23 protein-coding genes are annotated in these 26,548 nt (G+C 67.7%); 18 read left to right on the top strand and 5 right to left on the bottom strand.

What is annotated here, in order from left to right:
- The first annotated feature begins 46 nt into the window (after window positions 1-46).
- Both efp and nusB read left to right on the top strand, forming a co-directional pair.
- On the top strand, window positions 47-610 hold the full coding sequence (gene efp / locus BLS42_RS11470; RefSeq protein ID WP_090581102.1) for an elongation factor P: 564 nt from the start codon (window positions 47-49) through the stop codon (window positions 608-610).
- Window positions 610-1,020 carry a transcription antitermination factor NusB gene (nusB, locus tag BLS42_RS11465; RefSeq protein ID WP_018773145.1) on the top strand — a complete coding sequence of 137 codons (411 nt, stop codon included), beginning with the start codon at window positions 610-612 and terminating at the stop codon, window positions 1,018-1,020. Before efp ends, nusB begins: the two co-directional genes overlap by 1 nt.
- 68 nt (window positions 1,021-1,088) lie before the next feature.
- Here nusB and BLS42_RS11460 read toward each other — a convergent pair whose 3' ends face one another.
- A complete protein-coding gene (locus BLS42_RS11460; RefSeq protein ID WP_256336415.1) occupies window positions 1,089-2,351 on the bottom strand; it encodes a PrsW family intramembrane metalloprotease in 1,263 nt (420 codons plus the stop codon).
- Between the two features lie 136 nt (window positions 2,352-2,487).
- On the opposite strand from BLS42_RS11460, the gene pyrR reads away from it, so the two are divergent.
- From pyrR to BLS42_RS11395, 13 genes are all read left to right on the top strand, one after another.
- Window positions 2,488-3,099 carry a bifunctional pyr operon transcriptional regulator/uracil phosphoribosyltransferase PyrR gene (pyrR, locus tag BLS42_RS11455; RefSeq protein WP_090581097.1) on the top strand — a complete coding sequence of 204 codons (612 nt, stop codon included), beginning with the start codon at window positions 2,488-2,490 and terminating at the stop codon, window positions 3,097-3,099.
- On the top strand, window positions 3,096-4,148 hold the full coding sequence (locus BLS42_RS11450) for an aspartate carbamoyltransferase catalytic subunit (RefSeq protein ID WP_090581095.1): 1,053 nt from the start codon (window positions 3,096-3,098) through the stop codon (window positions 4,146-4,148). Before pyrR ends, BLS42_RS11450 begins: the two co-directional genes overlap by 4 nt.
- Window positions 4,148-5,536 carry a dihydroorotase gene (locus BLS42_RS11445; protein ID WP_090581092.1) on the top strand — a complete coding sequence of 463 codons (1,389 nt, stop codon included), beginning with the start codon at window positions 4,148-4,150 and terminating at the stop codon, window positions 5,534-5,536. The genes BLS42_RS11450 and BLS42_RS11445 overlap by 1 nt, the downstream gene beginning before the upstream one ends.
- Window positions 5,533-6,054 carry a PH-like domain-containing protein gene (locus BLS42_RS11440; protein WP_090581089.1) on the top strand — a complete coding sequence of 174 codons (522 nt, stop codon included), beginning with the start codon at window positions 5,533-5,535 and terminating at the stop codon, window positions 6,052-6,054. Before BLS42_RS11445 ends, BLS42_RS11440 begins: the two co-directional genes overlap by 4 nt.
- A 67-nt stretch (window positions 6,055-6,121) precedes the next feature.
- On the top strand, window positions 6,122-7,354 hold the full coding sequence (gene carA / locus BLS42_RS11435; RefSeq protein WP_090581210.1) for a glutamine-hydrolyzing carbamoyl-phosphate synthase small subunit: 1,233 nt from the start codon (window positions 6,122-6,124) through the stop codon (window positions 7,352-7,354).
- Complete coding sequence (carB, locus tag BLS42_RS11430) at window positions 7,354-10,653, top strand: carbamoyl-phosphate synthase large subunit (RefSeq protein WP_090581086.1); 3,300 nt, start codon at window positions 7,354-7,356, stop codon at window positions 10,651-10,653. Before carA ends, carB begins: the two co-directional genes overlap by 1 nt.
- Window positions 10,646-11,512 (top strand): orotidine-5'-phosphate decarboxylase, encoded by an 867-nt coding sequence (gene pyrF / locus BLS42_RS11425; RefSeq protein ID WP_090581083.1) that lies wholly within the window; start codon window positions 10,646-10,648, stop codon window positions 11,510-11,512. The genes carB and pyrF overlap by 8 nt, the downstream gene beginning before the upstream one ends.
- A 181-nt stretch (window positions 11,513-11,693) precedes the next feature.
- A complete protein-coding gene (mihF, locus tag BLS42_RS11420; RefSeq protein WP_176803364.1) occupies window positions 11,694-12,011 on the top strand; it encodes an integration host factor, actinobacterial type in 318 nt (105 codons plus the stop codon).
- Between the two features lie 41 nt (window positions 12,012-12,052).
- Window positions 12,053-12,625, top strand: coding sequence for a guanylate kinase (gmk, locus tag BLS42_RS11415; protein WP_090581077.1), 573 nt, complete (start codon window positions 12,053-12,055; stop codon window positions 12,623-12,625).
- 39 nt (window positions 12,626-12,664) lie between these two features.
- Entirely contained in the window at window positions 12,665-12,925 is a 261-nt protein-coding gene (rpoZ, locus tag BLS42_RS11410) for a DNA-directed RNA polymerase subunit omega (protein ID WP_090581074.1), read from the top strand.
- 52 nt (window positions 12,926-12,977) lie between these two features.
- Entirely contained in the window at window positions 12,978-14,285 is a 1,308-nt protein-coding gene (locus BLS42_RS11405) for a bifunctional phosphopantothenoylcysteine decarboxylase/phosphopantothenate synthase (RefSeq protein WP_090581069.1), read from the top strand.
- Window positions 14,286-14,361: 76 nt separating this feature from the next.
- Window positions 14,362-15,597, top strand: a complete 1,236-nt coding sequence (gene metK, locus BLS42_RS11400; RefSeq protein WP_090581067.1) for a methionine adenosyltransferase — start codon at window positions 14,362-14,364, stop codon at window positions 15,595-15,597.
- A 210-nt stretch (window positions 15,598-15,807) separates the two neighbouring features.
- The gene (locus BLS42_RS11395) at window positions 15,808-17,997 is read left to right on the top strand and encodes a primosomal protein N' (RefSeq protein WP_090581065.1); all 2,190 of its coding nucleotides are present in this window, start codon (window positions 15,808-15,810) and stop codon (window positions 17,995-17,997) included.
- Between the two features lie 219 nt (window positions 17,998-18,216).
- Here the strand turns inward: BLS42_RS11395 and BLS42_RS11390 are convergent, their stop codons facing one another.
- The 4 genes from BLS42_RS11390 to BLS42_RS11375 all read right to left on the bottom strand — a co-directional run bounded on the left by BLS42_RS11390 (window position 18,217) and on the right by BLS42_RS11375 (window position 22,158).
- Window positions 18,217-19,308 (bottom strand): glycosyltransferase family 4 protein, encoded by a 1,092-nt coding sequence (locus tag BLS42_RS11390; RefSeq protein ID WP_090581062.1) that lies wholly within the window; start codon window positions 19,306-19,308, stop codon window positions 18,217-18,219.
- Window positions 19,305-20,231 (bottom strand): alpha/beta fold hydrolase, encoded by a 927-nt coding sequence (locus BLS42_RS11385; RefSeq protein ID WP_090581059.1) that lies wholly within the window; start codon window positions 20,229-20,231, stop codon window positions 19,305-19,307. The genes BLS42_RS11390 and BLS42_RS11385 overlap by 4 nt, the downstream gene beginning before the upstream one ends.
- 11 nt (window positions 20,232-20,242) lie before the next feature.
- Window positions 20,243-21,112, bottom strand: a complete 870-nt coding sequence (locus BLS42_RS11380; protein WP_090581056.1) for an aldo/keto reductase — start codon at window positions 21,110-21,112, stop codon at window positions 20,243-20,245.
- Window positions 21,113-21,195: 83 nt separating this feature from the next.
- Window positions 21,196-22,158 carry a sugar-binding transcriptional regulator gene (locus BLS42_RS11375; protein ID WP_090581206.1) on the bottom strand — a complete coding sequence of 321 codons (963 nt, stop codon included), beginning with the start codon at window positions 22,156-22,158 and terminating at the stop codon, window positions 21,196-21,198.
- 84 nt (window positions 22,159-22,242) lie between these two features.
- On the opposite strand from BLS42_RS11375, the gene BLS42_RS11370 reads away from it, so the two are divergent.
- The 3 genes from BLS42_RS11370 to glpK all read left to right on the top strand — a co-directional run bounded on the left by BLS42_RS11370 (window position 22,243) and on the right by glpK (window position 26,548).
- Window positions 22,243-24,072 carry a glycerol-3-phosphate dehydrogenase/oxidase gene (locus BLS42_RS11370; RefSeq protein WP_256336414.1) on the top strand — a complete coding sequence of 610 codons (1,830 nt, stop codon included), beginning with the start codon at window positions 22,243-22,245 and terminating at the stop codon, window positions 24,070-24,072.
- Between the two features lie 156 nt (window positions 24,073-24,228).
- Window positions 24,229-24,981, top strand: coding sequence for an MIP/aquaporin family protein (locus BLS42_RS11365; protein WP_090581053.1), 753 nt, complete (start codon window positions 24,229-24,231; stop codon window positions 24,979-24,981).
- Between the two features lie 52 nt (window positions 24,982-25,033).
- Window positions 25,034-26,548: a glycerol kinase GlpK gene (glpK, locus tag BLS42_RS11360; protein WP_090581050.1), complete on the top strand. Its 1,515-nt coding sequence runs from the start codon at window positions 25,034-25,036 to the stop codon at window positions 26,546-26,548.

The raw sequence follows: 26,548 nt of genomic DNA, 5'->3' as shown, positions 1-26,548 counted from the left end.
CGATAGCACCGGCCTGATGGAACCAGAGAGAAACTAAGAGGATACAGTGGCAACCACTAACGACATCAAGAACGGAACCGTCCTTAAGCTTGAGGGCCAGCTTTGGAACATCATCGAGTTCCAGCACGTCAAGCCCGGCAAGGGTGGCGCGTTCGTGCGCACCAAGATGCGCAACGTGATGTCCGGCAAGGTCGTCGACAAGACCTTCAATGCCGGACTGAAGATTGAGACCGCCACGGTGGACCGCCGCGACTACCAGTACCTGTACCAGGACGGCACCGACTTCGTCTTCATGGACACCTCGGACTTCGACCAGCTCACCGTTTCGGCCGCCACCGTCGGCGACGCCACCAACTTCATGCTCGAAAACCAGATGGTCAACATCGCCATCCACGAGGGCAACCCGCTCTACATCGAACTGCCCCCGAGCGTCGTGCTCGAGATCACCTACACCGAGCCGGGCCTGCAGGGCGACCGCTCCTCGGCTGGCACCAAGCCCGCCACGCTCGAAACCGGCTATGAGATCCAGGTGCCGCTGTTCGTCGAGAACAACACGAAGGTCAAGGTCGACACCCGCGACGGCAGCTACCTCGGCCGGGTCAACGACTAGTGAGTGCGCGCGGTAAGGCCCGGAACCGGGCCCTCGATGTGCTTTTTGAGGCCGAGCAGCGCTCTGCCTCGGCGTTCGACGTACTGAAGTCCCGCCGCGAGCAGACAGACCAGATCGTCAACCCGTACACCCTCGAAATCGTCGAAGGCGTGGTCTCGCACCAGGTGGCCATCGACGAATTCCTGGAGACCTATTCGCAGGGCTGGACCCTGGAGCGCATGCCCTCCGTGGACCGCATCATCCTGCGGATCGGCACCTGGGAACTGCTCTACAACGACGACGTCCCGGACGGCGTGGCAGTCAGCGAAGCTGTGGCCCTGGCCAAGACGCTCTCGACGGACGAGTCGCCGTCGTTCATCAACGGCCTGCTGGGCCGGCTGCAGCAGCTGAAGCCTTCGCTGCTGGCCTAGGTCGCACCGGAATCAGCCCCCGCACCACGAAGAACCCCGCCCAGGACAGCCTGGGCGGGGTTCTTTCGTTAGCCGGCGACGGCGGCCCGGAGCGCGGCGATCTCGGCGAGCTGGTGCTGCTCCTCGCGTTGGTGCGCCGGCACGTCCCGGCCGCTGAGGATCCCTTGCCGGGTGAGGGCAAGCTGGGTGGCTGCATCGAACAAGGCCTTCATTTGCGCGCCCCGCCCAACGGACTTGGCCCAGCGCAGCGCAGAACGGCGGCCCGCGGCGGTGGCCAGCATTTGCACCTCGGCCGCGGTGAACCAGCCCGCGGCCGCGTATTCGTTAAGCCGCTGGCGGGTGAGCCTGCGCTCCGCCACCCGCAGCAGCACGATGACCAGGACCGCCACCAGGAAGATCGGCACCTGCACCAGCAGGTACTGGGCCAGGAAGTCCTGGCCCATGCGGTTCCAGGCGCTGTGAAGCAGCATCGCGGGGACGAGGCCGACGACGAACGCCAGCACGGACAGCCCGGTGCGCCCGCGGCGCGCGGCGAAGCCCATGATCAGGCCGGTGGTACCGGTGAAGATGGCGTGGGCGAAGGGTGACATGACCCCGCGGAGGAAGAACACTACCGCGAGGTCCGTGCCGGGGTCGCTGGATTCGGCGATGGCGCGGCCGAAGTAGAGGATGTTCTCGGTGAACGCGAAGCCTGCCGCGATCGTGAAGGCGAACACCACGCCGTCCACCGGTCCGTTGAAGTGTTTCGGGGCGAAGAGCAGGAGCACCAGCAGCCCCAGGGATTTAGCGAACTCCTCAACCACCGGCGCCTGGACCGTCACGGCGAACGTCGTATAGTCCAGGCCCGAGGCCGGCCCCGCCACCAGCGAAAAATACGGCTGGATCAGCATCGTCACCGCGATCGAGACGGCGGCGCCCCAGACGAAGGCGAAAAGCAGCAGCGGCTTGGGCTCAGGCTCCCAGCGGTCGATGAAGCGCACCGTCAACAGCACGGTCCCCAGCGGAATCAGCGAGGCGAGGAAGCCAATGACAAAGCCGGAGATTCCGGTCCTGTCCAGCAGGAAGGGCAGGACCAGGAAGAGGCTGAAAAACGCGACGAATCCGCCGGCCAGCACGAGGCCAAAAACGCCGGCGGAACGGCGGCCGCCCGGGACCGCCGGTAGAGCAGGAGGCAGTGCCTGCTGGAACTGGCCGCGGTTGTTGGCCGGGGCCCGCTGGTAGTGGGCCGGTTGGACATGCCCCAGCCACGTCGGGTTGGCCTGCTGGGGCAGCGGCCGCCGGCTGGAGGCGCCGAGGTGGTCCTGCCCGGGCCGCGGCTCGTTCATCGTCATGGAACCGAGCCTATGTCCGTGTGAGGTTAAACGCATTCCGGCGGCGAGGGGGCGACGGCGCCGCTGTGGTAATTTGAAAGAGCAAATAATCCTTTTTTAATTCCGTCCCGTGAGGCGGGGAAAGGGGAGACGAGCTTTGACTTCTGTGCCCTCAGCACCGGGTCCGGCGAAGGTGGTGCTCACCCGGGTTGTCCTCAACCAGGCTGACATTGACCGCGCCCTTACTCGTATCGCCCATGAAATTCTCGAGGCCAACAAAGGCTCCCAGGACCTCGTCCTGCTGGGCATCCCGCGCCGGGGCTATCCCCTCGCCGTTCGCCTCGCCGCCAAGATCGCCGCCGCGGATCCCACCGTGGATGCCGCTGCGATTGTCGGCCAGCTCGACGTCACGATGTTCCGCGATGACCTCTCGCACCAGCCCACCAGGCCGCCGTACCCCACCCAGCTGCCGCGCACCGGGATCGACAACAAAGTTGTTGTCCTGATCGACGACGTCCTCTACTCCGGCCGCACCATCCGGGCAGCCCTCGATGCCATCATCGACCTCGGCCGCCCGCGGATTGTCCGGCTCGCCGTGCTGATCGACCGCGGCCACCGGGAACTGCCCATCCGCGCGGACCACGTCGGCAAGAACCTGCCCACCTCCTCTTCCGAGAAGGTCCGGGTCCGGCTCGAGGAAACCGACTCTGTGGACGGTGCCCCCGACGGCGTCCGCATCAATGAAGTGGTCATCGAGGCCACCGCATGAGGCACCTGCTCTCCACCGAAGACCTGAGCCTGCACAACGCCATCCGCATCCTGGATACCGCCGAGGAAATGGCGGCCGTGGGGGAGCGCGAGGTCAAAAAGCTCCCCGCCCTGCGCGGGCGCACCGTGGTCAACCTGTTCTTCGAGGACTCCACCCGCACCCGGATCTCCTTCGAAGCCGCCGCCAAGCGGCTCTCCGCCGACGTCATCAACTTCGCCGCGAAGGGCTCCTCAGTCTCCAAGGGCGAGTCGCTCAAGGACACCGCCCAGACGCTCGCCGCGATGGGCGCCGACGCGGTGGTCATCCGGCACTGGGCCTCCGGCGCCCCGCACCGGCTCGCCGCGACCGACTGGATCGACGCCGCGATCATCAACGCCGGTGACGGCACCCACGAACACCCCACCCAGGCGTTGCTGGACGCGTTCACCATGCGCCGGCACTGGTCGAAGCTGGCCGGCACGCCGTCGGCCGGGGCCGACCTCAAAGGCATGCGCGTCGCCATCGCCGGGGACGTGCTGCACTCCCGCGTGGCCCGCTCCAACGTCTGGCTGCTGCGCACCCTCGGCGCCGAAGTGACCCTCGTCGCGCCGCCCACGCTGCTGCCCATCGGCGTCGACAAATGGCCATGCGCCGTCAGCTTCGACCTCGACGAGACCCTCGCGCAGGGCGTGGACGCCATGATGATGCTCCGCGTCCAGGGCGAACGGATGAATGCATCCTTCTTCCCGACCACCCGCGAATACTCCCGGCGCTGGGGCTTCGACGACAACCGGCTCCGAGCCCTCGACAGCCTGGGGCTCAAGGACACCATCATCATGCACCCGGGTCCGATGAACCGCGGCCTGGAAATCTCCGCGGCCGCGGCCGACTCGCCCCGCTCCACCGTGCTGGCACAGGTCCGCAACGGCGTCTCGATCCGCATGGCGGCCCTGTACCTGCTGCTTTCCGGGGAGAACCGCGAACCCGCCGCTGCACCAGTTTCTGCCTCTGCGGCCGCGTCCCACGCCGCCAATCCGAACCTCACTTATTCCCACCAGGAGAGCCACTGATGGCCGAACAGCAACAGAACGCAGACAACAGCGGCGCGTACCTCATCCGGGGCGCCGCGATCCTGGGCGGAGCAGTCGAGGACCTCCTGATCCGGGACGGCGTGATCGTCGCCCGCGGCCGTCAGCTGGACGCCGACGACGCCGGGGTGAGGGACGCAACAGTAATTGACGCCACAGGCCTCGTTGCGCTCCCGGGCATGGTGGACATCCACACCCATCTGCGCGAACCCGGCCGCGAAGACGCCGAAACCGTTGAGACCGGCACCCGCGCCGCCGCGCTGGGCGGCTACACGGCGGTCCACGCAATGGCCAACAGCACCCCGGTGGCGGACACCGCCGGCGTCGTCGAACAGGTCCTCACCCTTGGCCGGACCGCCGGCTGGGTGGATGTCCGCCCGGTGGGCGCCGTCACCGTGGGACTCGCCGGGGAGCAGCTCGCCGAACTCGGTGCCATGGCCGACTCCCGCGCCCACGTGCGGGTGTTCTCCGACGACGGCATCTGCGTGCACGATCCGGTGCTCATGCGCCGCGCGCTCGAATACGTCAAGGCGTTCGACGGCGTGGTGGCGCAGCACGCGCAAGAACCCCGCCTCACTGCCGGCGCCCAGATGAACGAGGGTGAGGTCTCCGCAGTGCTCGGCCTGGCCGGCTGGCCGGCCGTGGCCGAAGAGAGCATCATCGCCCGGGACGTGCTGCTGGCCCAGCACGTCGGTTCCCGCCTGCACGTTTGCCACGTCTCCACGGCCGGGTCCGTGGAGATCATCCGCTGGGCCAAGTCCCGCGGCGTGAACGTCACGGCCGAGGTCACCCCGCACCACCTCTGGCTCACCGATGAGCTCGCCCGCAGCTACGACCCCGTCTACAAGGTCAACCCGCCGCTGCGCACGGACGCCGATGTCCAGGCCCTCCGCGCCGCCTTGGCCGACGGCACGATCGACGTCGTCGGCACCGACCACGCCCCGCACCCGAGCGAACACAAGGAATGCGAGTGGGCGCAGGCGGCCATGGGCATGACCGGGCTGGAAACCGCGCTGTCCGTGGTGCAGCACACGATGATCGAAACCGGCCTGATGGGCTGGGAGGACTTCGCCCGCGTGACGTCCACGGCTCCGGCCGCCATCGGCCGGGTCCAGGACCAGGGCCGCCCGCTCGAGGCCGGAGAGCCTGCCAACGTCATACTCGTGGACCCGGCTGCGCGCTGGACCGTTGACCCTTCTAAGATGGCAACCATGGGCCGTAACTCTCCGTTTGCCGGCCGGGAACTGCCCGGGAAGGTAGTGGCGACGTTCTTCAAGGGCCACCCGACCGTCCTCGACGGCAAACTCAACACACCGTACCGGTGGCCGGTCGACGCCGTCGACGCCGGACCGGCGGGCCGCCGCGCATGACGGTCAAGGACCTTTCCCTTCTCTTCACGCTCGTCCTGACCGTCGTCGCGCTTGTCCTCATCGCCGTCGGCTGGCGTAACCGCCTGCGCCGCCAGTCCGACGTCGAGCCCCTCCCCGCGGTTCCCGCCGAGCTCGGCGCCCCGCTGGCCGCAGCTGACGGACAGTACGTCGCATCCACCACCGCCGGCGACTGGCTCGACCGGATCGCCGTGCACAATCTGGGCATCCGCACCAACGCCAAGCTCAGCGTGCACCCCGAAGGCGTGCTGTTCGAGCGCGCGGGCGCCGGCCCGGTGTTCATCCCGACCGGACGCCTCACCGGTGTGCGGCAGGAAAGCGGCATGGCCGGAAAGTTCGTCGAGAAAGACGGCCTGCTGGTGCTCAGCTGGATGCTCGGTTCCCACGAGTTGGACACCGGCTACCGGACCCGCCGTGCCGAGGACAAGACCGTGCTCCTCACCACCCTCCAAGATTTGATCTCCGCAGCCCCTCAGGCAGAAGCCGATAGTGGAAAGTAACGACGTGACGGAATCCAACGAAGTGACAGAAACAGCAGTGTCAGAAGAATCAGTGTCAGAAAAATCAGTGACAGCAAACCGCACTCCACCCGCTGCAGCAGCATCGACCCCCGCAGTCCTCGTGCTCGAGGACGGCCGGATCTTCCGCGGCACCAGCTACGGCGCCACCGGAACGGCGCTCGGCGAGGCGGTCTTCGCGACCGGCATGACCGGCTACCAGGAGACCATCACCGACCCCTCCTACGCACGCCAGCTCGTGGTCCAGACCGCGCCGCACATTGGCAACACCGGCGTCAACACCGACGACGCCGAGTCCCGCCGCATTTGGGTCGCCGGCTACATCGTCCGCGACGCCGCGCGCCGGCCCTCCAACTGGCGTTCCGAACGCTCCCTGGATGACGAGCTCATCGAGCAGGGGATCGTCGGCATCCAGGGCGTCGACACCCGCGCCATCACCCGCCACCTGCGCGAACACAAGACCATGCGCGCCGGCATCTTTTCCGGCGACGCCGCCCGCGCCACGGACAAGGAACTGACCGACGCCGTCCTGGCCAGCGCGCCGATGGAAGGCTCGCGTCTTGCCGAGGAAGTCAGCGTGGACGCCGCGTACACGGTGGAGCCCAGGGACTTCGGCTGGGACGGCGAGCCGCGGTTCAGCATTGCCGCCATCGACCTAGGCATCAAGCGCATGACCCCGGTCCGCTTCGCCGAGCGCGGTGTCCGGGTGCACGTGCTGCCCGCCACGGCGACCCTCGCCGACGTCCAAGCCGTGAACCCCGACGGCTTCTTCATGTCCAACGGCCCCGGCGACCCCGCCACCGCCGACAACCAGGTCGCGCTGCTGCGCGCCGTGCTCGACGAGAAGATCCCGTACTTCGGCATCTGCTTCGGCAACCAGATCCTGGGCCGGGCCCTCGGGTTCGGCACCTACAAGCTGCGCTACGGCCACCGCGGCCTCAACCAGCCCGTGATGGACCGCCGCACCGGCAAGGTCGAAATCACCTCGCAGAACCACGGGTTCGCCGTCGACGCCCCGCTCAACGGCGCCACCCAGGCCCCCGAGGAACGCTTCGGCCGCGTCGAGGTCAGCCACGTGAGCCTCAACGACGACGTCGTCGAAGGGCTCGCCTGCCTCGACATCCCGGCCTTCTCCGTGCAGTACCACCCCGAAGCTGCCGCCGGCCCGCACGACGCCGCCTACCTCTTCGACCGCTTCATCGAGCTGATGGCGGACGCTTCTGCAAAGACAGAGACCGACAGAAAAACTGCCACCGATTCCAAGACTGAGGACAAGAAGTAATGCCCAAGAGAACTGACCTCAAGAGCGTCATGGTCATCGGGTCCGGCCCGATCGTGATCGGCCAGGCAGCCGAATTCGACTACTCCGGCACCCAGGCACTGCGCGTCCTCAAGGAGGAAGGCCTGCGGGTCATTCTCGTCAACTCCAACCCGGCCACCATCATGACGGACCCCGAGTTCGCCGACGCCACCTACATCGAGCCGATCACCCCCGAAGTGGTGGAGAAGATCATCGCCAAGGAGCGCCCCGACGCGCTCCTGCCGACCCTTGGCGGCCAGACGGCCCTCAACACGGCCATCGCGCTGGACAAGAACGGCGTCCTGGAGAAGTACAACGTCGAGCTGATCGGCGCCAACATTGCCGCGATTGAGCTCGGCGAGGACCGCGAGAAGTTCAAGGGCGTCGTGGAGCGCTGCGGCGCCGAGTCGGCCCGCAGCCACATCATCCACACCATGGACGAGGCCCTCGCCGCGGCCGGGGACCTCGGCTACCCGATGGTCGTCAGGCCCTCCTTCACCATGGGCGGGCTCGGCTCCGGGCTGGCCTACGACGAGGGCGACCTGCGCCGGATTGTCGGCCAGGGCCTGCAGTACAGCCCCACATCCGAGGTGCTGCTCGAAGAGAGCATCCTCGGCTGGAAGGAATACGAGCTCGAGATGATGCGGGACAAGAACGACAACGTCGTGGTGGTCTGCTCCATCGAGAACTTCGACCCGGTCGGGGTGCACACCGGCGACTCGATCACCGTCGCCCCGGCGCTGACCCTGACGGACCGCGAGTACCAGAGGCTGCGCGACATCTCCATCGCCGTCATCCGCGAGGTCGGCGTCGACACCGGCGGCTGCAACATCCAGTTCGCCGTCGAGCCGGACACCGGCCGCGTCGTCGTGATCGAAATGAACCCGCGCGTCTCCCGTTCCTCCGCCCTGGCCTCCAAGGCCACCGGCTTCGCGATCGCCAAGATCGCCACCAAGCTGTCCCTCGGCTACACCCTGGACGAGATCCCGAACGACATCACCCAGAAGACCCCGGCGTCCTTCGAACCGACCCTGGACTACGTGGTGGTGAAGGTCCCGCGCTTCGCGTTCGAGAAGTTCCCGGCGGCGGACCCCACGCTGACCACCACCATGAAATCGGTGGGCGAGGCCATGGCCATGGGCCGGAACTTCACCGAGGCGCTGCAGAAGGCCCTGCGCTCCCTGGAGCAGAAAGGCTCCCAGCTGGACTTCAGCCACGTCCCGGAATGGGAAGTTGCGGAGCTGATCGAGAAGGCCAAGCGGCCCACCACCGACCGCCTGCACCAGGTCCAGCGCGCCCTGCTCGGCGGCGCCACCGTGGAACAGCTCTTCGAGGCCACCAAGATCGACCCCTGGTACCTGGACCAGCTCCAGCTGCTGAACGAGATCTCCCTCGAAATCCGGCAGGCCGCGGCGCTGACGCCGGAGATGCTGACACGCGCCAAGCGGCACGGCTTCTCCGACGAGCAGATCGGTGCCCTGACCCACAACTCCGAGGACGTCGTCCGCGGCGTCCGGCAGGCCCTCGGCATCCGCCCCGTCTACAAGACCGTGGACACCTGCGCGGCCGAGTTCGCCGCCTACACCCCGTACCACTACTCCTCCTATGACGAGGAGGACGAGGTCGCGCTGCACGCCAAGCCGTCCATCATCATCCTCGGTTCCGGCCCCAACCGGATCGGCCAGGGCATCGAGTTCGACTACTCCTGCGTCCACGCCTCGATGGCGCTGCGCAAGGCCGGCTACGAGACCGTGATGGTCAACTGCAACCCGGAAACCGTCTCCACGGACTACGACGTCTCCACCCGGCTCTACTTCGAGCCGCTCACCCTGGAGGACGTCCTCGAGGTCATCGCGGCCGAGGAACGCACCGGCGGCGTCATGGGCGTCTTCGTCCAGCTCGGCGGCCAGACCCCGCTCAAACTGGCCCAGCAGCTCGCCGACGCCGGCGTGCCGATCCTTGGCACCTCGCCGGAGGCGATCGACCTCGCAGAACACCGTGGCGCCTTCTCCCGCGTGCTCGACAAGGCCGGGCTCGTCTCGCCGAAGAACGGCACCGCAGTGTCCTTCGAGGACGCCAAGAAGATCGCCGACGAGATCGGCTACCCGGTCCTGGTCCGCCCCTCCTACGTCCTCGGCGGACGCGGCATGGAGATCGTCTACGACGAGCCCAACCTCTCCCGCTACATCGCCAACGCCACCGAAATCACCCCGGACCACCCGGTGCTGATCGACCGCTTCCTCGAGGACGCCGTCGAGATCGACGTCGACGCCCTCTACGACGGCACGGAAATGTACCTCGGCGGCATCATGGAACACATCGAGGAGGCCGGCATCCACTCCGGCGACTCGGCCTGCGTGCTGCCGCCCATTACGCTGGGCGGCAACGTGCTGGAACGGGTCCGGACCGCCACGCTGGCGATCGCCGAGGGCGTGGGCGTCCGCGGCCTGATCAACATCCAGTTCGCGCTGGCCTCCGACGTGCTCTACGTCCTCGAAGCCAACCCGCGTGCCTCACGCACCGTGCCGTTCGTCTCCAAGGCCACCGGTGTCCAGATGGCGAAGGCCGCGGCCCTGATCGGCACCGGCGTCACCATCAACCAGCTCCGCAGCGCGTACAAGATGCTGCCGGAGAGCGGCGACGGCTCCTCCCTGCCGCTGGATGCACCGGTCTCGGTCAAGGAAGCCGTGCTGCCGTTCAGCCGATTCCGCACCCCCGAGGGCAAGGTGGTCGACTCCCTGCTCGGCCCGGAAATGCGCTCCACCGGCGAGGTCATGGGCATCGACAAGCACTTCGACACGGCCTTCGCCAAGAGCCAGGCGGCCGCCAACAACGCGCTGCCCACCGAGGGCAAGATCTTCGTCTCGGTGGCGAACCGGGACAAGCGCTCGGTCATCATGGGCGTCAAGCGGCTCTCGGACCTCGGCTTCGAGATCGTCTCCACCGGCGGCACGGCCGACGTGCTGCGCCGCAACGGCATCCAGGCCACCCCGGTCCGGAAGGTCGCCGAGGGCTCCAGCGCCGAAGGCGAAGGCACCATCGCCGACCTCATCATCGCCGGCGAGATCGACATGGTCTTCAACACCCCCTCCGGTGGCGAGGCCCGCAGCGACGGCTACGAACTGCGTGCCGCCGCGACGTCGATCGGCATCCCGTGCATCACCACCGTGGCCGAGTTCAACGCCGCCGTCCAGGCCATCGAGGCGCTGCGCACCTACGAATGGTCCGTCACGAGCCTGCAGGAGCACGCCGCCAACCTCAAGGCCCTGCAGGATGCCTGAGGCATCCACCGCCGCAACGGCCGGCCGGGAGTCGTTCGGCTCCCGGCTGGGTCGGGCCATGGCGGACCGCGGCCCGCTGTGCGTCGGCATCGACCCGCACCCGGCGCTCATGCAGTGCTGGGGGCTGACTGACGACGCCGCCGGGCTGGAACGCTTCTCGCTGACCGTCCTGGAGGCCGTGGCCTCCCTCGCTGCCGCGGTGAAGCCGCAGGTGGCCCTGTACGAGCGGCACGGCTCGGCTGGAATCGCCGTGCTCGAACGCACCTTGGCCGCGGCGGCGGAAGCCTCCGTGCTGAGCATTGCGGACGCCAAACGTGGCGACATCGGCTCCACCATGGCCGCCTACGCTGACGCCTGGCTGCGGGACGGCTCGGCGCTGGCCGCGGATTCGGTCACGCTGAGCCCGTACCTGGGCTTTGAGTCGCTCCGGCCCGCCCTGGACCTGGCGGCCGAGACCGGGCGCGGCGTGTTCGTCCTCGCGCTGACCTCGAACCCGGAAGGCGCCTCGGTCCAGCACGTCGGCGGGACGGACTCCGTCGCGCGGCGGATCACGGAAGCGGCCGCGGCGGAGAACCGCCGGTATGACGGTCCACTCGGTTCCGTGGGCCTGGTGGTCGGCGCCACGGTGGGCTCCGCGCTCACCGCACTGGATCTGGACCTGGCAGCGGTCCGCGGGCCTATCCTCGCCCCCGGGCTGGGTGCGCAGGGCGCCACGGCCGCGGACCTGCGCCGCACTTTCGGTGCGGCCTACCCCCAGGTTCTGGGCACCTCAAGCCGGGACATCCTCGGCGCGGGACCGCAGGTGCAGTCCCTCCGGGATGCCGCACGGCGCACCCTCGACGAACTCCTCGCAGCCTAGCGGCAGCCGCCCTGCCGGCCCGGGACCGGAGCACCCGGACCCGGGCCGGCTGGCTTTCGGACCATGGCCTTCTTTGGCATGCCGGCGTCCCTCAGATTTCCATTGATTTCTGCCGCCGCCAGACTGTAGGTTCGGGGCAAGGGCAAGGGTGCCCCGTCCCGCCATGCAGGGAGGACTTCCAGTGAGTTTGAGACCCCTCACTCCGCAGGAGCGTTCCGACGCCCTTCGCAAGGCTGCCGCCGCAAGAGCCACCAGGGCCGAGGCAAAAGAGCGGCTCAAGTCGGGAGAACTGACTATCGCCAAAATCATCAGTGCCGCCGAAACCGACGACGCCATTGCCCGCATGAGAATCGTGGAGCTGCTCGAAGCCCTGCCCGGGATCGGCCGGGTCCGGGCGGCGGCCATCATGGACCAGCTCGGCATCGCACAATCCCGACGGGTCCGGGGCCTGGGAATCCACCAGCGCCGCGCGCTGGTAGATTTTATTGACGACAAATAGCTCGGCCCGCCGAGCTGCCCCACCACCGCCCAAAGGAATATGTGACCAAGAATCCGGGACTGACAGTCCTCGCCGGCCCGACGGCTGTTGGCAAAGGCACCGTGTCCACCTACATCCGGGACAACTACCCCGGCGTCTGGCTGTCCGTATCGGCCACGACGCGCCCACCGCGGCCGGGGGAGCAGGACGGGATCCACTACTTCTTCAAGTCGGCCGAGGAATTCGATTCCCTGATCGAAAACGGCGAACTGCTCGAATGGGCCGTCGTCCACGGCCGGAACCGCTACGGCACGCTGCGCAGCACGGTTGACGCCGCCATTGCCGAGGGCCGCTCGGTGTTGCTGGAGATCGATCTGCAGGGCGCCCGGCAGGTCAAGCAGGCCGTCCCGGACGCCCAGTTTGTGTTCCTGGCGCCCCCGAGCTGGGACGAAATGGTCCGCCGGCTGGTCGGCCGCGGCACGGAAAGCGCCGAAGAACAGCAGCAGAGGCTGGAAACCGCTAAACTAGAACTTGCCGCTGAACCGGAGTTCGACCACACCGTTATCAATGATGACGTTCGTCGGGCAGCGGACGAGCTTGTTTCACTCATGGGGCTGACCCCGAACCCGCGCTAGGCGCCGGGACGTACCGGCCCGTTAGAATTTGGAGAATTCGTGTCCACGAACCTTGAAGGCATCATCAACCCGCCGATCGACGAGCTGCTGAAGGCCGCCGACTCGAAGTACGGACTGGTGATTTTTGGTGCCAAGCGCGCACGCCAGATCAACGCGTACTACGCCCAGCTGCATGAGGGCCTGTTTGAGTACGTTGGTCCGCTGGTCGACACCAAGCTGAACGAGAAGTCCCTGTCGATCGCGCTGCGCGAGATCAACGAAGGCAAGCTCGTCTCCACGCCGATCGAAGCCGCAGAGTAATTCCCTCCGCGGGAAGAGCCAAGTAAACAGACTGCCTGCTGACGGAGATCACGTGCGCATAGTCCTCGGAGTCGGGGGAGGGATTGCCGCCTACAAGGTGGCGTCGCTCCTCCGGCTTTTTACTGAAGCCGGGCATGACGTCACGGTCATCCCCACCGAGGCGGCCACCCGCTTCGTCGGCGTCGCCACGTGGGAGGCCCTTTCCGGGCACCCGGTGAGCAACAGCGTGTTCGACGCCGTCCACACGGTCAACCATGTCCGGCTCGGCCACGAGGCCGAACTGATCGTCGTGGCCCCGGCCACGGCCGATCTCCTGGCCCGCGCGGCCACCGGCCAGGCCGATGACCTCCTGACCAACACCCTGCTGATGGCCGGCGACTGCCCGGTGCTCATGGCCCCGGCCATGCACACCGAAATGTGGCAGCACCCCGCCACCGAAGCCAACGTCGAAACCCTGCGCAGCCGCGGCGTCACCGTGCTGGAACCCGCGAGTGGCCGCCTGACCGGCGCCGACTCCGGTCCCGGCCGGTTGCCCGAGCCCGAGGCGATCTTCTCCGCCGCCATGGCCCTCGCCGGCGCATCCGTTGCTACGGCGGGGGCGCCGGCCGCACCGTCGGCGGCACCGGCGGGGGCGCCGGCCGCACCGTCGGCGGCACCGGCGGCGGTCCGGGCCCTGACCGGGCTCACTGTGACCATCAGCGCCGGCGGCACCCGGGAACCGCTGGACCCCGTGCGGTTCCTCGGCAACCGCTCCTCCGGCAAACAGGGCGTGGCCCTGGCCGCGGCCGCGCTCGAGGCCGGCGCCCGCGTCCGGCTGCTGGCCGCCCACATGGAGGTCCCGGCCCCCGCCGGCGTCGAAGTCGTCCAGGTCGAGACTGCCCTGGAGCTGCGGAAGGCGGCGCTGCACGCGGCCGCCGACTCCGACGTCGTCATCATGGCCGCCGCCGTCGCGGACTTCCGCCCGGCAGACGTCTCCGGAACGAAGATCAAGAAGCGCGACGACGTCGCCGACCCGGTGATCAACCTGGTGCGCAACCCCGACATCCTGCGGGAACTCGTCGAGGTCCGCGACGCCGCGTCCCGGGATCAGCTGATCGTCGGCTTTGCCGCCGAGACCGGCGACGCCGGCGGCGACGTCCTCGAGTACGCCCGGGACAAGCTGCACCGGAAGGCCTGTGACCTGCTGGTCGTCAACCAGGTGGGCCAGGACTTGGTCTTTGGCGAAGACACGAACTCCGTAGTCATCCTTTCCCGCGACGGCTCCGAACCCCAAGAGGCGTCGGGTTCCAAATCCGACGTCGCGGCTGCCGTGATCGACCGGATCAGCGCCGAGCTGAGCCGGGCTGTACCGCCGGCGTAGCCGGCGTAACCAACATCTCCTTAGCACGGGGACACACGCCGCCGGACGTCCGTTTTCCAACCAGTAAGGTAGTTGAGTGACTTTACCGCTGCACATCCCCGCCTTCCACGGGTCCACGCCCGCCGCGCTCCGGCTCTTCACGTCCGAGTCGGTGACGGAGGGCCACCCCGACAAGATCTGTGACCAGATCAGCGATGCGATCCTCGACGCCCTGCTCGACAAAGACCCCGAGTCCCGGGTTGCCGTGGAGACGCTGGCCACCACCGGGCTGGTCCACGTGGCCGGCGAGGTCACCACCGACGCCTACGTCGAGATCCCCCAGATTGTCCGGGAGACCATCCTGGGCATCGGGTACGATTCCTCGGCCAACGGCTTCGACGGCGCCCGGTGCGGCGTATCGGTATCCATAGGCCAGCAGTCCAACGACATCGCCGGCGGCGTGTTCAACTCGCTCGAAGCCCGCGAGGGACGCCAGGAGGACGACTACGACCTCCAGGGCGCCGGCGACCAGGGACTCATGTTCGGCTACGCCAGCGACGAGACTCCGTCGTACATGCCCGTGCCGATCTGGCTCGCGCACCGGCTCTCGGAGCGCCTGACCGAGGTCCGCAAGAACGGCGAACTCGCCTACTTGCGCCCGGACGGCAAGACCCAGGTCACGGTGGGCTACGACGGCGACCGTCCGGTCTCGGTCGAGACTGTCGTCATCTCCAGCCAGCACGCCGAGGGCACCAGCCTCGACCGGCTCCGGGCCGACCTCGCCGAGCATGTGGTGGGACCGGTCATGGCGCTGTCCAACCTGGACATCTCACGGACCCGCAACATCCTCAATCCCGCGGGCGCCTTTGTCATTGGCGGCCCGGTGGGCGACGCCGGCCTGACCGGCCGCAAGATCATCGTCGACACCTACGGCGGCATGGCCCGCCACGGCGGTGGCGCGTTCTCCGGCAAGGATCCGTCGAAGGTGGACCGCTCGGCCGCTTACGCCATGCGCTGGGTCGCCAAGAATGTGGTGGCCGCCGGCCTGGCCAAGCGCGCCGAAATCCAGATCGCCTACGCGATCGGGCAGGCCCGCCCGGTGGGAACCTACGTAGAGACCTTCGGAACCGAAACCGTGGACCCTGCGCGGATCAGCGCCGCGATCGCCGAGATCTTCGACCTGCGCCCCCGGGCCATCATCGACGCCCTTGACCTCAAGCGCCCGATCTACGCCAAGACCGCCGCCCACGGGCACTTCGGCCGCGACGACCCGGACTTCACCTGGGAACGCCTGGACCGGGTGGACGAGCTGAAGGCGTTCTTCAACGCCTGAGGCCGTGCCACAGCGTCCGAAGCCGTCTCGTCGGTTTGTTTTGACGGTGAGTTTGTCAGTCCTGTGTGATGTGCTGTAGCCAGGCCGCCCTCCGGTGGCCTGGCTACAGCACATTTCTAAACGGTTCGCATTTAGCCGGTGTTCTTGTTTAGTCGGTGTTCTTGTCTATCCGGTGGCGTTGTCGAACGAGCCCAAAGGGAGGTATGAGCCGTGAGTCGCAGTCCTGCCGGCGGCGCGCCGGGCGAACCCCAGCAGCTGTCCCTGCTCCAGGGCTTTCCCGCCTCCGCCGCGGAAGCGTCCGGGCCCGCCCTTGCTGCCCAGCTGCCGGTGGCGCGGGTGCTGATCGAATCCTCGCTGCCACACCTGGACCGGCCTTTCGATTACAGCGTGCCGGCCGCCCTCGACGCCGACGCCTTGCCCGGAGTCCGGGTCAAGGTGAAGTTCAACGGGCAGGAACTGACCGGCTACCTGCTCGAGCGCACGGCCGGGTCCGACGCCGGCCACCCCCTTGTGCCACTGCACAAAGTACTCTCTCCCGTTCCGGTCCTCACCCCTGCGGTGGCCGAGCTCGCCGGCCGGATCGCCTCACGTTACGCCGGAACGGTCAGCGATGTCCTGCGGGTTGCCGTGCCCCCACGCATGGCCAAACTCGAAAAGGAATTCGCCCCGGACGGCCGGCTCGATCCCGAGCTGTTCGGTACTGAGACGTTCGGTCTAGCGACCGACGTGTCGCTTCCGTCACCGGCCGCGGGCAGCGTCTGGGCCACGTACCGCAACGGTCCGGCGTTCCTGTCCCACCTCGTCGCGGGGGAGTCGCCCCGGGCCGTGCTGTCCGCCCTCCAGGGGTACGGGCCCGGCGGCTGGCCGCGGATGGTCGCGGAAGCTGTGGCCGCTGTGCGGATCTCCGGTCGCGGCGCCGTCGTGGTGGTGCCCGACTACCGGGACCTCGACCGCGTGGAGTCTGCCCTGCTGGAACTCCTTCCGGCCGGCGACGTCGCCCGGCTCACCGCAGACGACGGCCAGACACCGCGCTACCGCAGCTTCCTGCGCGTCCTCAGCGGCGCGGCCGGGGTCGCCGTGGGCACGCGGTCCGCGGCCTACGCGCCGGTGCGGAACCTTGGGCTCGTGGTCTGCTGGGACGACGGCGACGACCTCCACATAGAGCAGCGCTCCCCATACGCGCACTCCCGCGAAGTACTCCTGCTCCGGGCGGGCCAGGAGGGCGCCGCGTGCCTGCTTGCCGCCCATTCACGCAGCACCGAAACGGAGCGGCTGGTCGTCTCCGGCTGGGCACAGGCCGTGGAAGCTGAGCGAACCGTCCTCCGGCGGACAGTCCCGCGCGTCCTGAACACGGCCGACAGCTATGAACTCGAACATGACCCGCTCGCCCGCATCGCCCGCCTCCCCGGCGCGGCCTGGCGGGCTGCCAAGGAAGGCCTGGAACGAGGTCCGGTGCTGGTCCAGGTGGCCCGAGCCGGCTACGCTCCCTCGCTGGTGTGCGAAACCTGCCGGGAACCGGCACGCTGCACCGCCTGCAGCGGCCCCCTGGCGATCGCCGGACCGGGCGGAAGCAGCGCCGTGCCGCAATGCCGCTGGTGCTCGTCCCCGGCCCCGGTGTGGCGCTGCGGCACGTGCAACGGTGTCAGGCTCCGGCGTGGCGCCACGGGAGCCCTCCGCACGGCGGAGGAGCTCGGCCGGGCGTTTCCGGGAAAACCGGTCGTCACCTCCTCTGGGGACCAGATCAAGGCCACCGTGCCGGAGACGAGCGCCCTCGTGGTCGCCACCGTCGGAGCCGAACCGGTGGCCACCGGCGGGTACGCCGCAGCCCTGCTGCTCGACGGCGACTCGCTGCTGCGCCGGGAAAACCTGAGGGCGGGGGAGGACGCAGTCCGCCGCTGGTTCAACGCCGCGGCCCTGGTGCGGCCGGCACACGACGGCGGCCTGGTGGTCATTACCGCGGACGACGCCGCCGGGGTGGGCGCCCTGCTGCGCTGGGATCCCGCCGGGTACGCCAGCCGGGAACTGGCCCTGCGGCAGGAGCTGCAGCTGCCGCCCGCTGTGCGGGTCGCCTCCGTCACCGGCGGCAGGACCGCCGTTGGGCATTTCACGGAGGCCATTCAGCAGCGGCTGGCGGCGCAGGGAACCGTCCTCCGGACGGCCGGGCCCGCGCCCGTCATACTGCCGGCGGCCACGGGCGCCGGCCGCACGCCGCCTCGGGAATCTGCGCCGCGGGATTCTGCGCCGCGGGATTCCGGCGAGGAGGTCCGGACCCTGCTGTTCATCCCCTACGCCCAGGCCGCGGAGGCCACGGCCGTCATGCGGGCCGTCAAGGCGGCAGCCGCAGCCAAGCGCAGCGACGACCCGGTGCAGTTGCGCCTGGACGGCGTGGACGTCCTCTAGGACCTTCCACAAACTCATCGAAGGCACCACCACTCAGGGATGGACCGAAGCCCTTCGCATGCTGGCGGCCATTCGCCACAGATGGCCGGAATGAGGCTCCTATTGCGACCCTCTGTGACAAATCGGTGCTCGGCGACTCGTGGCCCCGGCGTCATGCCCGCCTCGATGCGAGTGCGGCGCGGAGTGGTTCCCCGCGCCGGCCACTTACAGCCGTTCCGGCTATTTCCGGCCGCGAGGCCGGTCCCGGAGCGCGACGGCCTCTTCGGCGACGGCCACGAGCCGCCGTGCCGACTCGTCCCAGCTAAAGTCGGCGGCGCGCTCCACTGACCGGCGGGAACGCGTCTTCCACAGGGCCGGGTCCTCGAGCTCGCGCACGGCCTCGGCAAACTCCGACGGCGAGTCGGGATGCACGTAGCTGACGGCGTCGTCGCCGACTTCCCGGAAGATCGGGATGTCGCTGGCGATCACAGGCGTGCCGTGCGACATCGCCTCGACCAGGGGCAGGCCGTAGCCCTCGGCCCGGGACAGGCTGATCAGGGCGGTGGTGCGCGCCAGGAGGGTCTCGTACTCGGCGTCGGTCACGCCGTTGTGGAAGACGATGTTTGCGCCCAGCGGAGCCAGGGCCTCGAGCTCGGCCCGCCGCTCCGGGGTGATGCGACTCAACAGATGGAGGGTCATGTCCGGCAGTTCCGCCATGCCGCGGACCATGGTCTCCACGTTCTTGTAGGGCATGAACGAACCCATGTAGAGCAGCGTCTTGTCGGCCCCCGCCCCGGGGTCGCGCGGTGTGTGGCCGTGCTGGGGAGCGTTGCCGACAATTCTGACCGGACGACGGGTGAGCCGGTACTTCGATATCAGGGCCGCCGTGGTGGAGCTGATGGTTGCCACGATGTCCGCCCTGTTCAGCAGGAGCCGCTGGGGCCAGAAGGCCTTGTGGTACAGGCGCCACAGGACCCTGACCGGGGCTGGCAGGAACCCGGGCGGGGTGGGGTGCTCGTAATAGATGAGGTCGTGCAAGGTCAGCACCAGAGCGTACTTCCGGCCCCAGCTGCCCATGGTCTGCATGGGGCACACCACGACGTCCGCGCCCAGCTTGTTGACCCTCGCGGCCACGAAGAGCTCGGCCGGGGACAGCGGGCTGTTGATCACGGTGTACGGAACCTCGGGCAGGAGCGCGAGCTGGCGGGGGTCGCTGATCAGCATCGAAACGTCGGCGATCTTGGCGGCCGCCGCGATCAGGCTGGCGCCGTAGCGGCTGATGCCGTCGTGCTGGTCCAGCCGGGTGAAACGGGCATCAATGAGAATCTTCACGCGGCGTGGTCCTTTAGGAAGCGTCGGATATAGCGGGCGGCGGGTTCGGGGGTCTCGTAGTGGATCAGGTGCCCGACGCCGGGAATAACTTCCAAGCTCCCGTTCGGAAGCCGCGCCGCGAGTTTGTGCTGGTCCGCCAGCATGGCGATCTCGTCCTTCTCACCCGCGATCAGCAGCACTGGCAGCGTCAGTTCGCCGGCCACCTCTGTGACGTTGCCGCCGACCGAGGCCTTGAAGGCCTGAAGCAGGCTGTCCCGGTCCGCGAAGGAGGAGAAGTAGGCGCTGTGCTGGGCGTGCACGAACCGGCGGATGTCCTTGTCCCCGGTCTTGGCCATCGTCACGCTCATCACCCGCACGATCGCCTGGCTGCGCAGCAGGGCCAGGCCGAGCCGCCGGGGAAGGCGCGCCGCGGCCTCGTAGTAGAGCACCGCAAGCTTCGTCATCAGGCCCTTGGGCCCTTCGAGGGCGGGCGCCGCGATGGGATTGACCAGGATCAGTTCGGCCACGGCGCCGGGGTTGGCCGCCACGAAATGGCTGGCGATGATCGACCCGAAAGAATGTCCCAGCAGGACCGTATCCGCGCCCAGGCCCAGCGCGGCCATGAAGCCGCCGAGGAAACTGCCGTAGGCGGGAACGCTGTGCTCGGTCCCTTCGAAGGCGGCCGAGCTGCCGAAGCCGGGCAGGTCCGGCATGATCAGTCGCATGTCTGTCAGCTGGTCCGCCACCCGGAGCAGGCCGTGGTGGTCGCCGCGGAAACCGTGCACCACCAGGATGGTGCGGGTCTCCGGGGTGACCCGGACGGGTTCGTAGACCCAGTACGCGATCCGGGCGCCGTCAACCTCCACGGACGCGGCCCGGGTGCGGGCGTCAAGCCCGCCGCTGAACAGGGGCGTGCGTGAGGACCCGGTATCCACTTGTTCCATTGGTTTGAATCCTAAGCGACGTTGTCGGGGTGGGAGCCGGTCCGGAAGCCGCGTTCGAGGCCGCCGATCTCCGACATGTCCAGCGGGGTGAGCTCAAAATCGAAAACCTCGAAGTTTTCTCGGATGCGCCCGGACGAGCTGGCCTTGGGGATGGCGATGTTGCCAAGTTGCAGGTGCCAGCGGAGGATGATCTGCGCCGGCGTGCGGTCGTGTTCGGCGGCGAGGGCCAGGATCACGGGATCCTGCAGGACCTGGCCGCGGCCCAAAGGGCTCCACGCCTCAGTGCGGATGCCCAGCACCTCGTGCTTTTCCCGCAGTTCATCCTGCTGCAGCCACGGATGAAGCTCGATCTGGTTCACGGCAGGAACCACCTCCGCCGTCTGCAGGAGCCGGTCCAGATGCTCCGGCTGGAAGTTGCTGACGCCGATGGCACGGACCTTGCCCTCGCGGTACAGAGTCTCCAGGGCGCGGTACGTTTCCGGGAACAGGCCGCGCCGCGCGCACGGCCAATGGATGAGGTAGAGGTCGATGTATTCCAAACCGAGGTTGGAGATCGAGGTGTCGAACGCCCGCATCGTGGCGTCGTAGCCGTGGTCGTCATTCCAGACCTTGGTGGTGACGAAAAGGTCCTGGCGGGAAACGTAGGGTGCGGTTTCCCCGGGGCCGCCGCCCGTGCCCTCAAATCCGGACAGGGCACCGATTCCCTTGCCGACGCCGGTCTCGTTGCCGTACATGGCGGCGGTGTCGAAGTGCCGGTAGCCGGCCTCGACCGCCATGGTCACCAGGGCGGCGGCGTCGGCCGGGGGGACCTTGTACAGCCCGAACCCCAGCCGGTCGATCAATACGCCGTTGTTCAGGGTCACCTGGGGGGAGAGTTTCATGACAATGACTTTACCTACTGGCGCTGGCGAGCGACGGATCGCCGGTGCCGCCGGCCGCATCGGTCACGGTGCGCCACGGCCGCTCAGGACAGTCCGTCGAACCGGACGAGCCTCCGGGCGCTGGCCTCGTCCAGGATCAGGTCGGTGGCCAGTCCGGCCGCCAGCGCGCCCCGGAGCCCGTTGATTTTGGAGGCACCGGACACGACACAGATGCGGCGCCGCACCTGGCGGAGCTGAGCCAGATCCGGGCCGGTGGACCGCTCGTTGAGCGTGATGCCGTCCGAGGACCCGTCAGCGCGGAAGAACACCGTGGCAACATCACCCACCACATCGGAGTTCGCGAGGACGTTCAAGTCGTCTTCATCGAGGTAGCCGCCGGCGTAGACGTGGCTGGGATAGTCGGCGTCGACCGATCCGACTCCAAAGATCGCGATGCTCATCCGGGCCTGCAGTTCCAGGACGCGCTGAACACTGCGCTCATTCCACATGGCCGTTTTGGTCGCAGCGTGGTCGAAGAAAGCCGGCACGGGAAACTGTTCCACCCGTGCACCGTAGGCGCTGCCGAACCGCCGCATGATGTCGGAGGCGTAGGTGATGCCGGTGGTCTGCATGTTGCCGGCGCCGTTGAGCTGGACGATCACGCTGTCGTGGGTGATCTTGCGGGTCAGGTGCCGGCTCACGGCGCTCAGGGTGGAGCCCCACGCGACGCCGATGATGGCGTTTGAGTCCACCAGCGGTCCGATCGTCCGGGCGGCCTGCATGGCCACCCGGTCCAGCGTTTCCGCCTCATTGAGGGTGTCCACCACCGGAACAACGTGTACATCCACCTTGAACTCCGCGCGGATCATGCTCTCAAGTTCGGGTCCGGTGTCCAGCGGGCTGCGGATCTGGATCTGCACCAGACCCGAATCGCGGGCCGCCGACAACAGCCGCGAAACCGTGGACCGGGACGTCCGGAGCTCGCGGGCAATGGCGTCCATGGTCAGGTCCTGGAGGTAATACAGCTGGGCTGCGCGAAGGGCGTCGGACTGGCGTGAATGCGTCATGAAATTTCCCGTCTGCACGTTTGTGCATAGTGCTTGACTCCATTTTCCATTAGTCCAAAGAATAGTGTTGAACGGCGCCGCGCCATGGGCGTGCCGCACAGAACCAAACCCAAGGGAGCAGTTTTGGGACAGAAGTACTCAGTCGGCACACCGGCGAACGATCGCGCCTCGGTGCAGAAGCTGCGGAAGCGGCCGCACGCGCAGGTTTTGATCATCGGCGGCGGAATCAATGGGGTGGGCACGTTCCGTGACCTGGCACTGCAAGGCGTCGACGTGGCGCTCGTTGAGCGTGGCGATTATTGCCAGGGCGCCAGCGGCGCCTCCTCCCACATGATCCACGGCGGCATCCGGTACCTCGAAAACGGCGAGTTCCGCCTCGTCCAGGAGTCCGTGGTCGAGCGCAACCGGCTCCTGCGGATCGCACCGCACTACGTCAAGCCGCTGCAGACCACGATCCCGATCTTCGGCACCTTCTCCGGAGTCCTGGCTGCCCCGATGCGTTTCCTGACCCACAAGCAGGGCAAGCACACCGAGCGCGGAGCGTTCCTGATCAAGCTCGGCCTCAGCATGTACGACTTCTTCTCCCGCGACGGCGGCACGGTTCCGCGCCACCAGTTCCGCGGACGCAAGCGCGCCCTGGCCGAGTTGCCCCGGCTGCACCCCGGGATCAAATACGCGGCCACCTACTTCGACGCCTCCGTCCACAACCCCGAGCGCCTCACCCTCGATGTGCTCCAGGACGGCGAGAAGGCCGGTGGCGCGGACGGCGAAAGGGCCCGGGCCAGCAACTACGTCTCGCTCGTCTCGACGGGTACGGCGCGCGGCGCCACAGGCGGAACCGGCGCCACCGGAGCCGGAACCACGGTCCAGCTGCGAGACGAGCTGACCGGCGAAATGTTCGACTTCACCGCCGACGTCATCGTGAACACCACCGGCGCCTGGGTCGACCTGACCAACGAGGCGATGGGGGCGGCGTCGTCGTTCATGGGCGGAACCAAAGGTTCGCACATCGTGCTGGACCATCCGGAGCTGCTCGCGGCGTGCAACGGCCGGGAAATCTTCTTTGAGCACACTGACGGCCGGATCGTGCTGATCTATCCGATGGGGGACCGCGTCCTGGTCGGCACCACCGACGTCGACGCCGACATGGCCCAGGACGCCGTCTGCACCGAGGCGGAAATCGACTACTTCATTGACCTGATCGGCCACGTGTTCCCGGGCCTCCCCGTGGACCGGGAACAGATTGTCTACACGTTCTCCGGTGTGCGCCCGCTGCCGAAGCATGACGCCACCCAGCCCGGGTTCGTCAGCCGGGACTACAGGATCGAACACCGTGCCGCGGCGGGCGGGGCCGTCCTCAGCCTCGTGGGCGGCAAGTGGACCACGTTCCGTGCCCTCGCCGAGCACCTGAGCAACGACGTCCTGGCCGAACTCGGCATGGAACGGAAGGTCTCGACGGCGAAGCTCGCCATCGGCGGCGGCGCCGGGTTCCCGGACAGCGAGGACGGGGTCCAGCGCTGGATCAAGGCCCATATGTCGGCAGGCCGCGACGCCGCCCGCGTCACCGGGCTGCTGACGCGCTACGGGACCCGCGCCGCAGAAGTCATCCGCTTCCTGGATGCGGACCCGGCCGGTGCACCCGACAGGCTGCTGCACTCCACACGCGAGCTCAGCACGCGCGAATTGGAGTTCATGGCGGCGCACGAGCAGGTCGGACACCTCGTGGACGTCCTCATCCGCCGCACCTCGTTGGCGTTCCGGGGACTCGTGACCGGGGAACTGCTGAATGAAGTTGCCGACACACTTTCGGGACCGCTCGGCTGGGACGCGGCTCGCCGGGCCAAGGAGATCAGCCACACGCAGGAGGTGCTTGAACGGTTCCACCGCGTCCAGGTCCACAGCCTGGTCGCCTGATACGGCTTGCGTGCCCGGGCAGGGAAGCCCGGGTGCAAGCACTGCGCGGTCCGCCCCGGCGGCCGGCGCAGTGGCTGGCCGGGAGCACTAATATGCTGCCGGCCCCACGGCTTCCAAACTCGCGGAGGCCGACAACAGAAAATAGAGGAGTCAAAGATGTCTCTTGGAATAGTTTTCCTGTCCGAAGTATTCGGTACCGCAATGCTGACCCTGCTGGGTTGCGGCGTTGTGGCCAACGTTGTGCTCAAAAGCACCAAGGGCAACAACGGCGGGTTCCTGATGGTGACCTGGGGATGGGGCCTTGCCGTCTTCTGCGGTGTCTATGTTGCTTCCATCTCAGGTGCGCACCTGAACCCCGCGGTCACCTTTGGTCTGCTGCTCAACGGCAAGAGGTTGTACGCTCCCGGGGTTCCGGTTGACTTCGCCTCGACCCTTACGTACTTCGGCGGTGAACTGACCGGTGCCTTCCTCGGCGCCGTCGTGATGTGGCTGGCTCACAAGCAACACTTTGATCTCGAGTCCGAGCCCGCCGGCAAGCTGGCCGTCTTCTCCACCGGCCCCGCGATCCGCTCCAACCAATGGAACCTGATCACCGAGATCATCGGCACCTTTGTCCTCGTGTTCGTCATCCTGACCTTCGGCGGCACGCCTTCCGGACTCGGCCCGCTGTCGGTGGCCCTGCTGGTTGTCGGCATCGGTGTTTCGCTCGGCGGCCCCACCGGCTACGCCATCAACCCCGCCCGTGACCTCGGCCCGCGCATCGCGCACGCATTGCTTCCCATCAAGGGCAAGGGTTCCAGCGACTGGAGCTACTCCTGGATCCCGGTTGTCGGCCCCCTCATCGGCGGCGGACTGGCCGGCCTCGTGGCAGCAGTCGTTCCGATCATCGTCCCCGTAATCCCTCACTAACAGTCACTAACCGCCAGTTCAACTGCCACGCCAACCAGACAAGGACGTCAATATGAACCAGTACGTAGTCGCCATCGACCAGGGCACCACGAGCACGCGCGCCATCGTGTTCGACCACAGCGGCAGCATCGTCTCCTCCGGCCAGATGGAGCATGAGCAGATCTTCCCTCAGGCCGGCTGGGTGGAGCACAACCCCGCCGAAATCTGGAACAACACCCGCGAAGTGATCGGCTCGGCCCTGTCCAAGGCGAACCTGACCCGGCACGACATCGCCGCCGTCGGCATCACCAACCAGCGCGAAACAGCGGTTGTCTGGGACAAGACCACCGGCGAGGCAATCTACAACGCCATCGTGTGGCAGGACACCCGCACCCAGCCGATAGTGGACGAGCTCGCGAAAGAGGGAGGGCCGGAGCGCTTCAAGCAGAAGGTGGGCCTGCCGCTGGCGACCTACTTCTCGGGCACGAAGATCAAGTGGATCCTGGACAATGTCGAGGGTGCCCGGGCGAAGGCGGAAGCCGGCGATCTCGTCTTCGGCAACACCGACTGCTGGGTGCTCTGGAACCTGACTGGCGGGGTCGACGGGGGAGTGCACGTCACCGACGTGACCAACGCCTCGCGGACCATGTTCATGGACCTTGAGACGCTGTCCTGGGACCAGGAGATTCTGGACGCGTTCGGCGTCCCGGCCTCCATGATGCCCACCATCAAGTCCTCCTCCGAGGTCTACGGCACGGTGCACACCTCCCAGTTGCTGCGCGAGGTTCCTGTGGCCGGCATCCTGGGCGACCAGCAGGCGGCCACGTTCGGCCAGGCGGCGTTTGATGCCGGCGAAGCCAAGAACACGTACGGCACGGGCTGCTTCCTGATCTTCAACACGGCCGAGGAAATTATCCACTCCAAGAACGGGCTGCTGACCACGGTTGGCTACAAGCTCGGCGACGCGGCGCCGCATTACGCGCTGGAGGGCTCCATCGCCGTCACCGGTTCGTTGATCCAGTGGCTGCGGGACAATCTCGGCTTGATCAGCAGCGCCCCGGAGGTCGAGACCCTCGCGGCCTCGGTGGAGGACAACGGCGGCGTGTACATTGTGCCGGCGTTCTCCGGCCTCTTCGCGCCGTACTGGCGTTCGGACGCCCGCGGCGCCATTGTGGGCCTGACCCGCTTTGTGAACAAGGCCCACATCGCCCGCGCGGCGCTGGAGGCCACCGCCTTCCAGACCCGTGAGGTCCTCGACGCCGTCAACGCCGACTCCGGCGTGCCGCTGACGGAGCTGAAGGTCGACGGCGGCATGGTCGCCAACGACGCCCTCATGCAGTTCCAGGCGGACATCCTCGGCGTGCCGGTCATCCGTCCGAAGGTGGTCGAGACGACAGCGCTGGGCGCAGCCTACGCGGCCGGCTTGGCGGTCGGATTCTGGAAGGACCTGGGCGAGTGCTCGGCCAACTGGGCCGAGGACAAGCGGTGGGAGCCTCGAATGGACCAGGCCGAGCGGGAACGCCAGATGCGCCTCTGGAAGAAGGCCGTCACCAAGTCCATGGACTGGGTTGACGAGGACGTCCAGTAG

The sequence above is a fragment of the Arthrobacter sp. ov407 genome, assembly GCF_900102895.1.
GTDB lineage: Bacteria > Actinomycetota > Actinomycetes > Actinomycetales > Micrococcaceae > Arthrobacter.
Note: the sequence above shows the minus strand (reverse complement) of the source record. Positions and strands in the feature narration are given on the sequence as shown.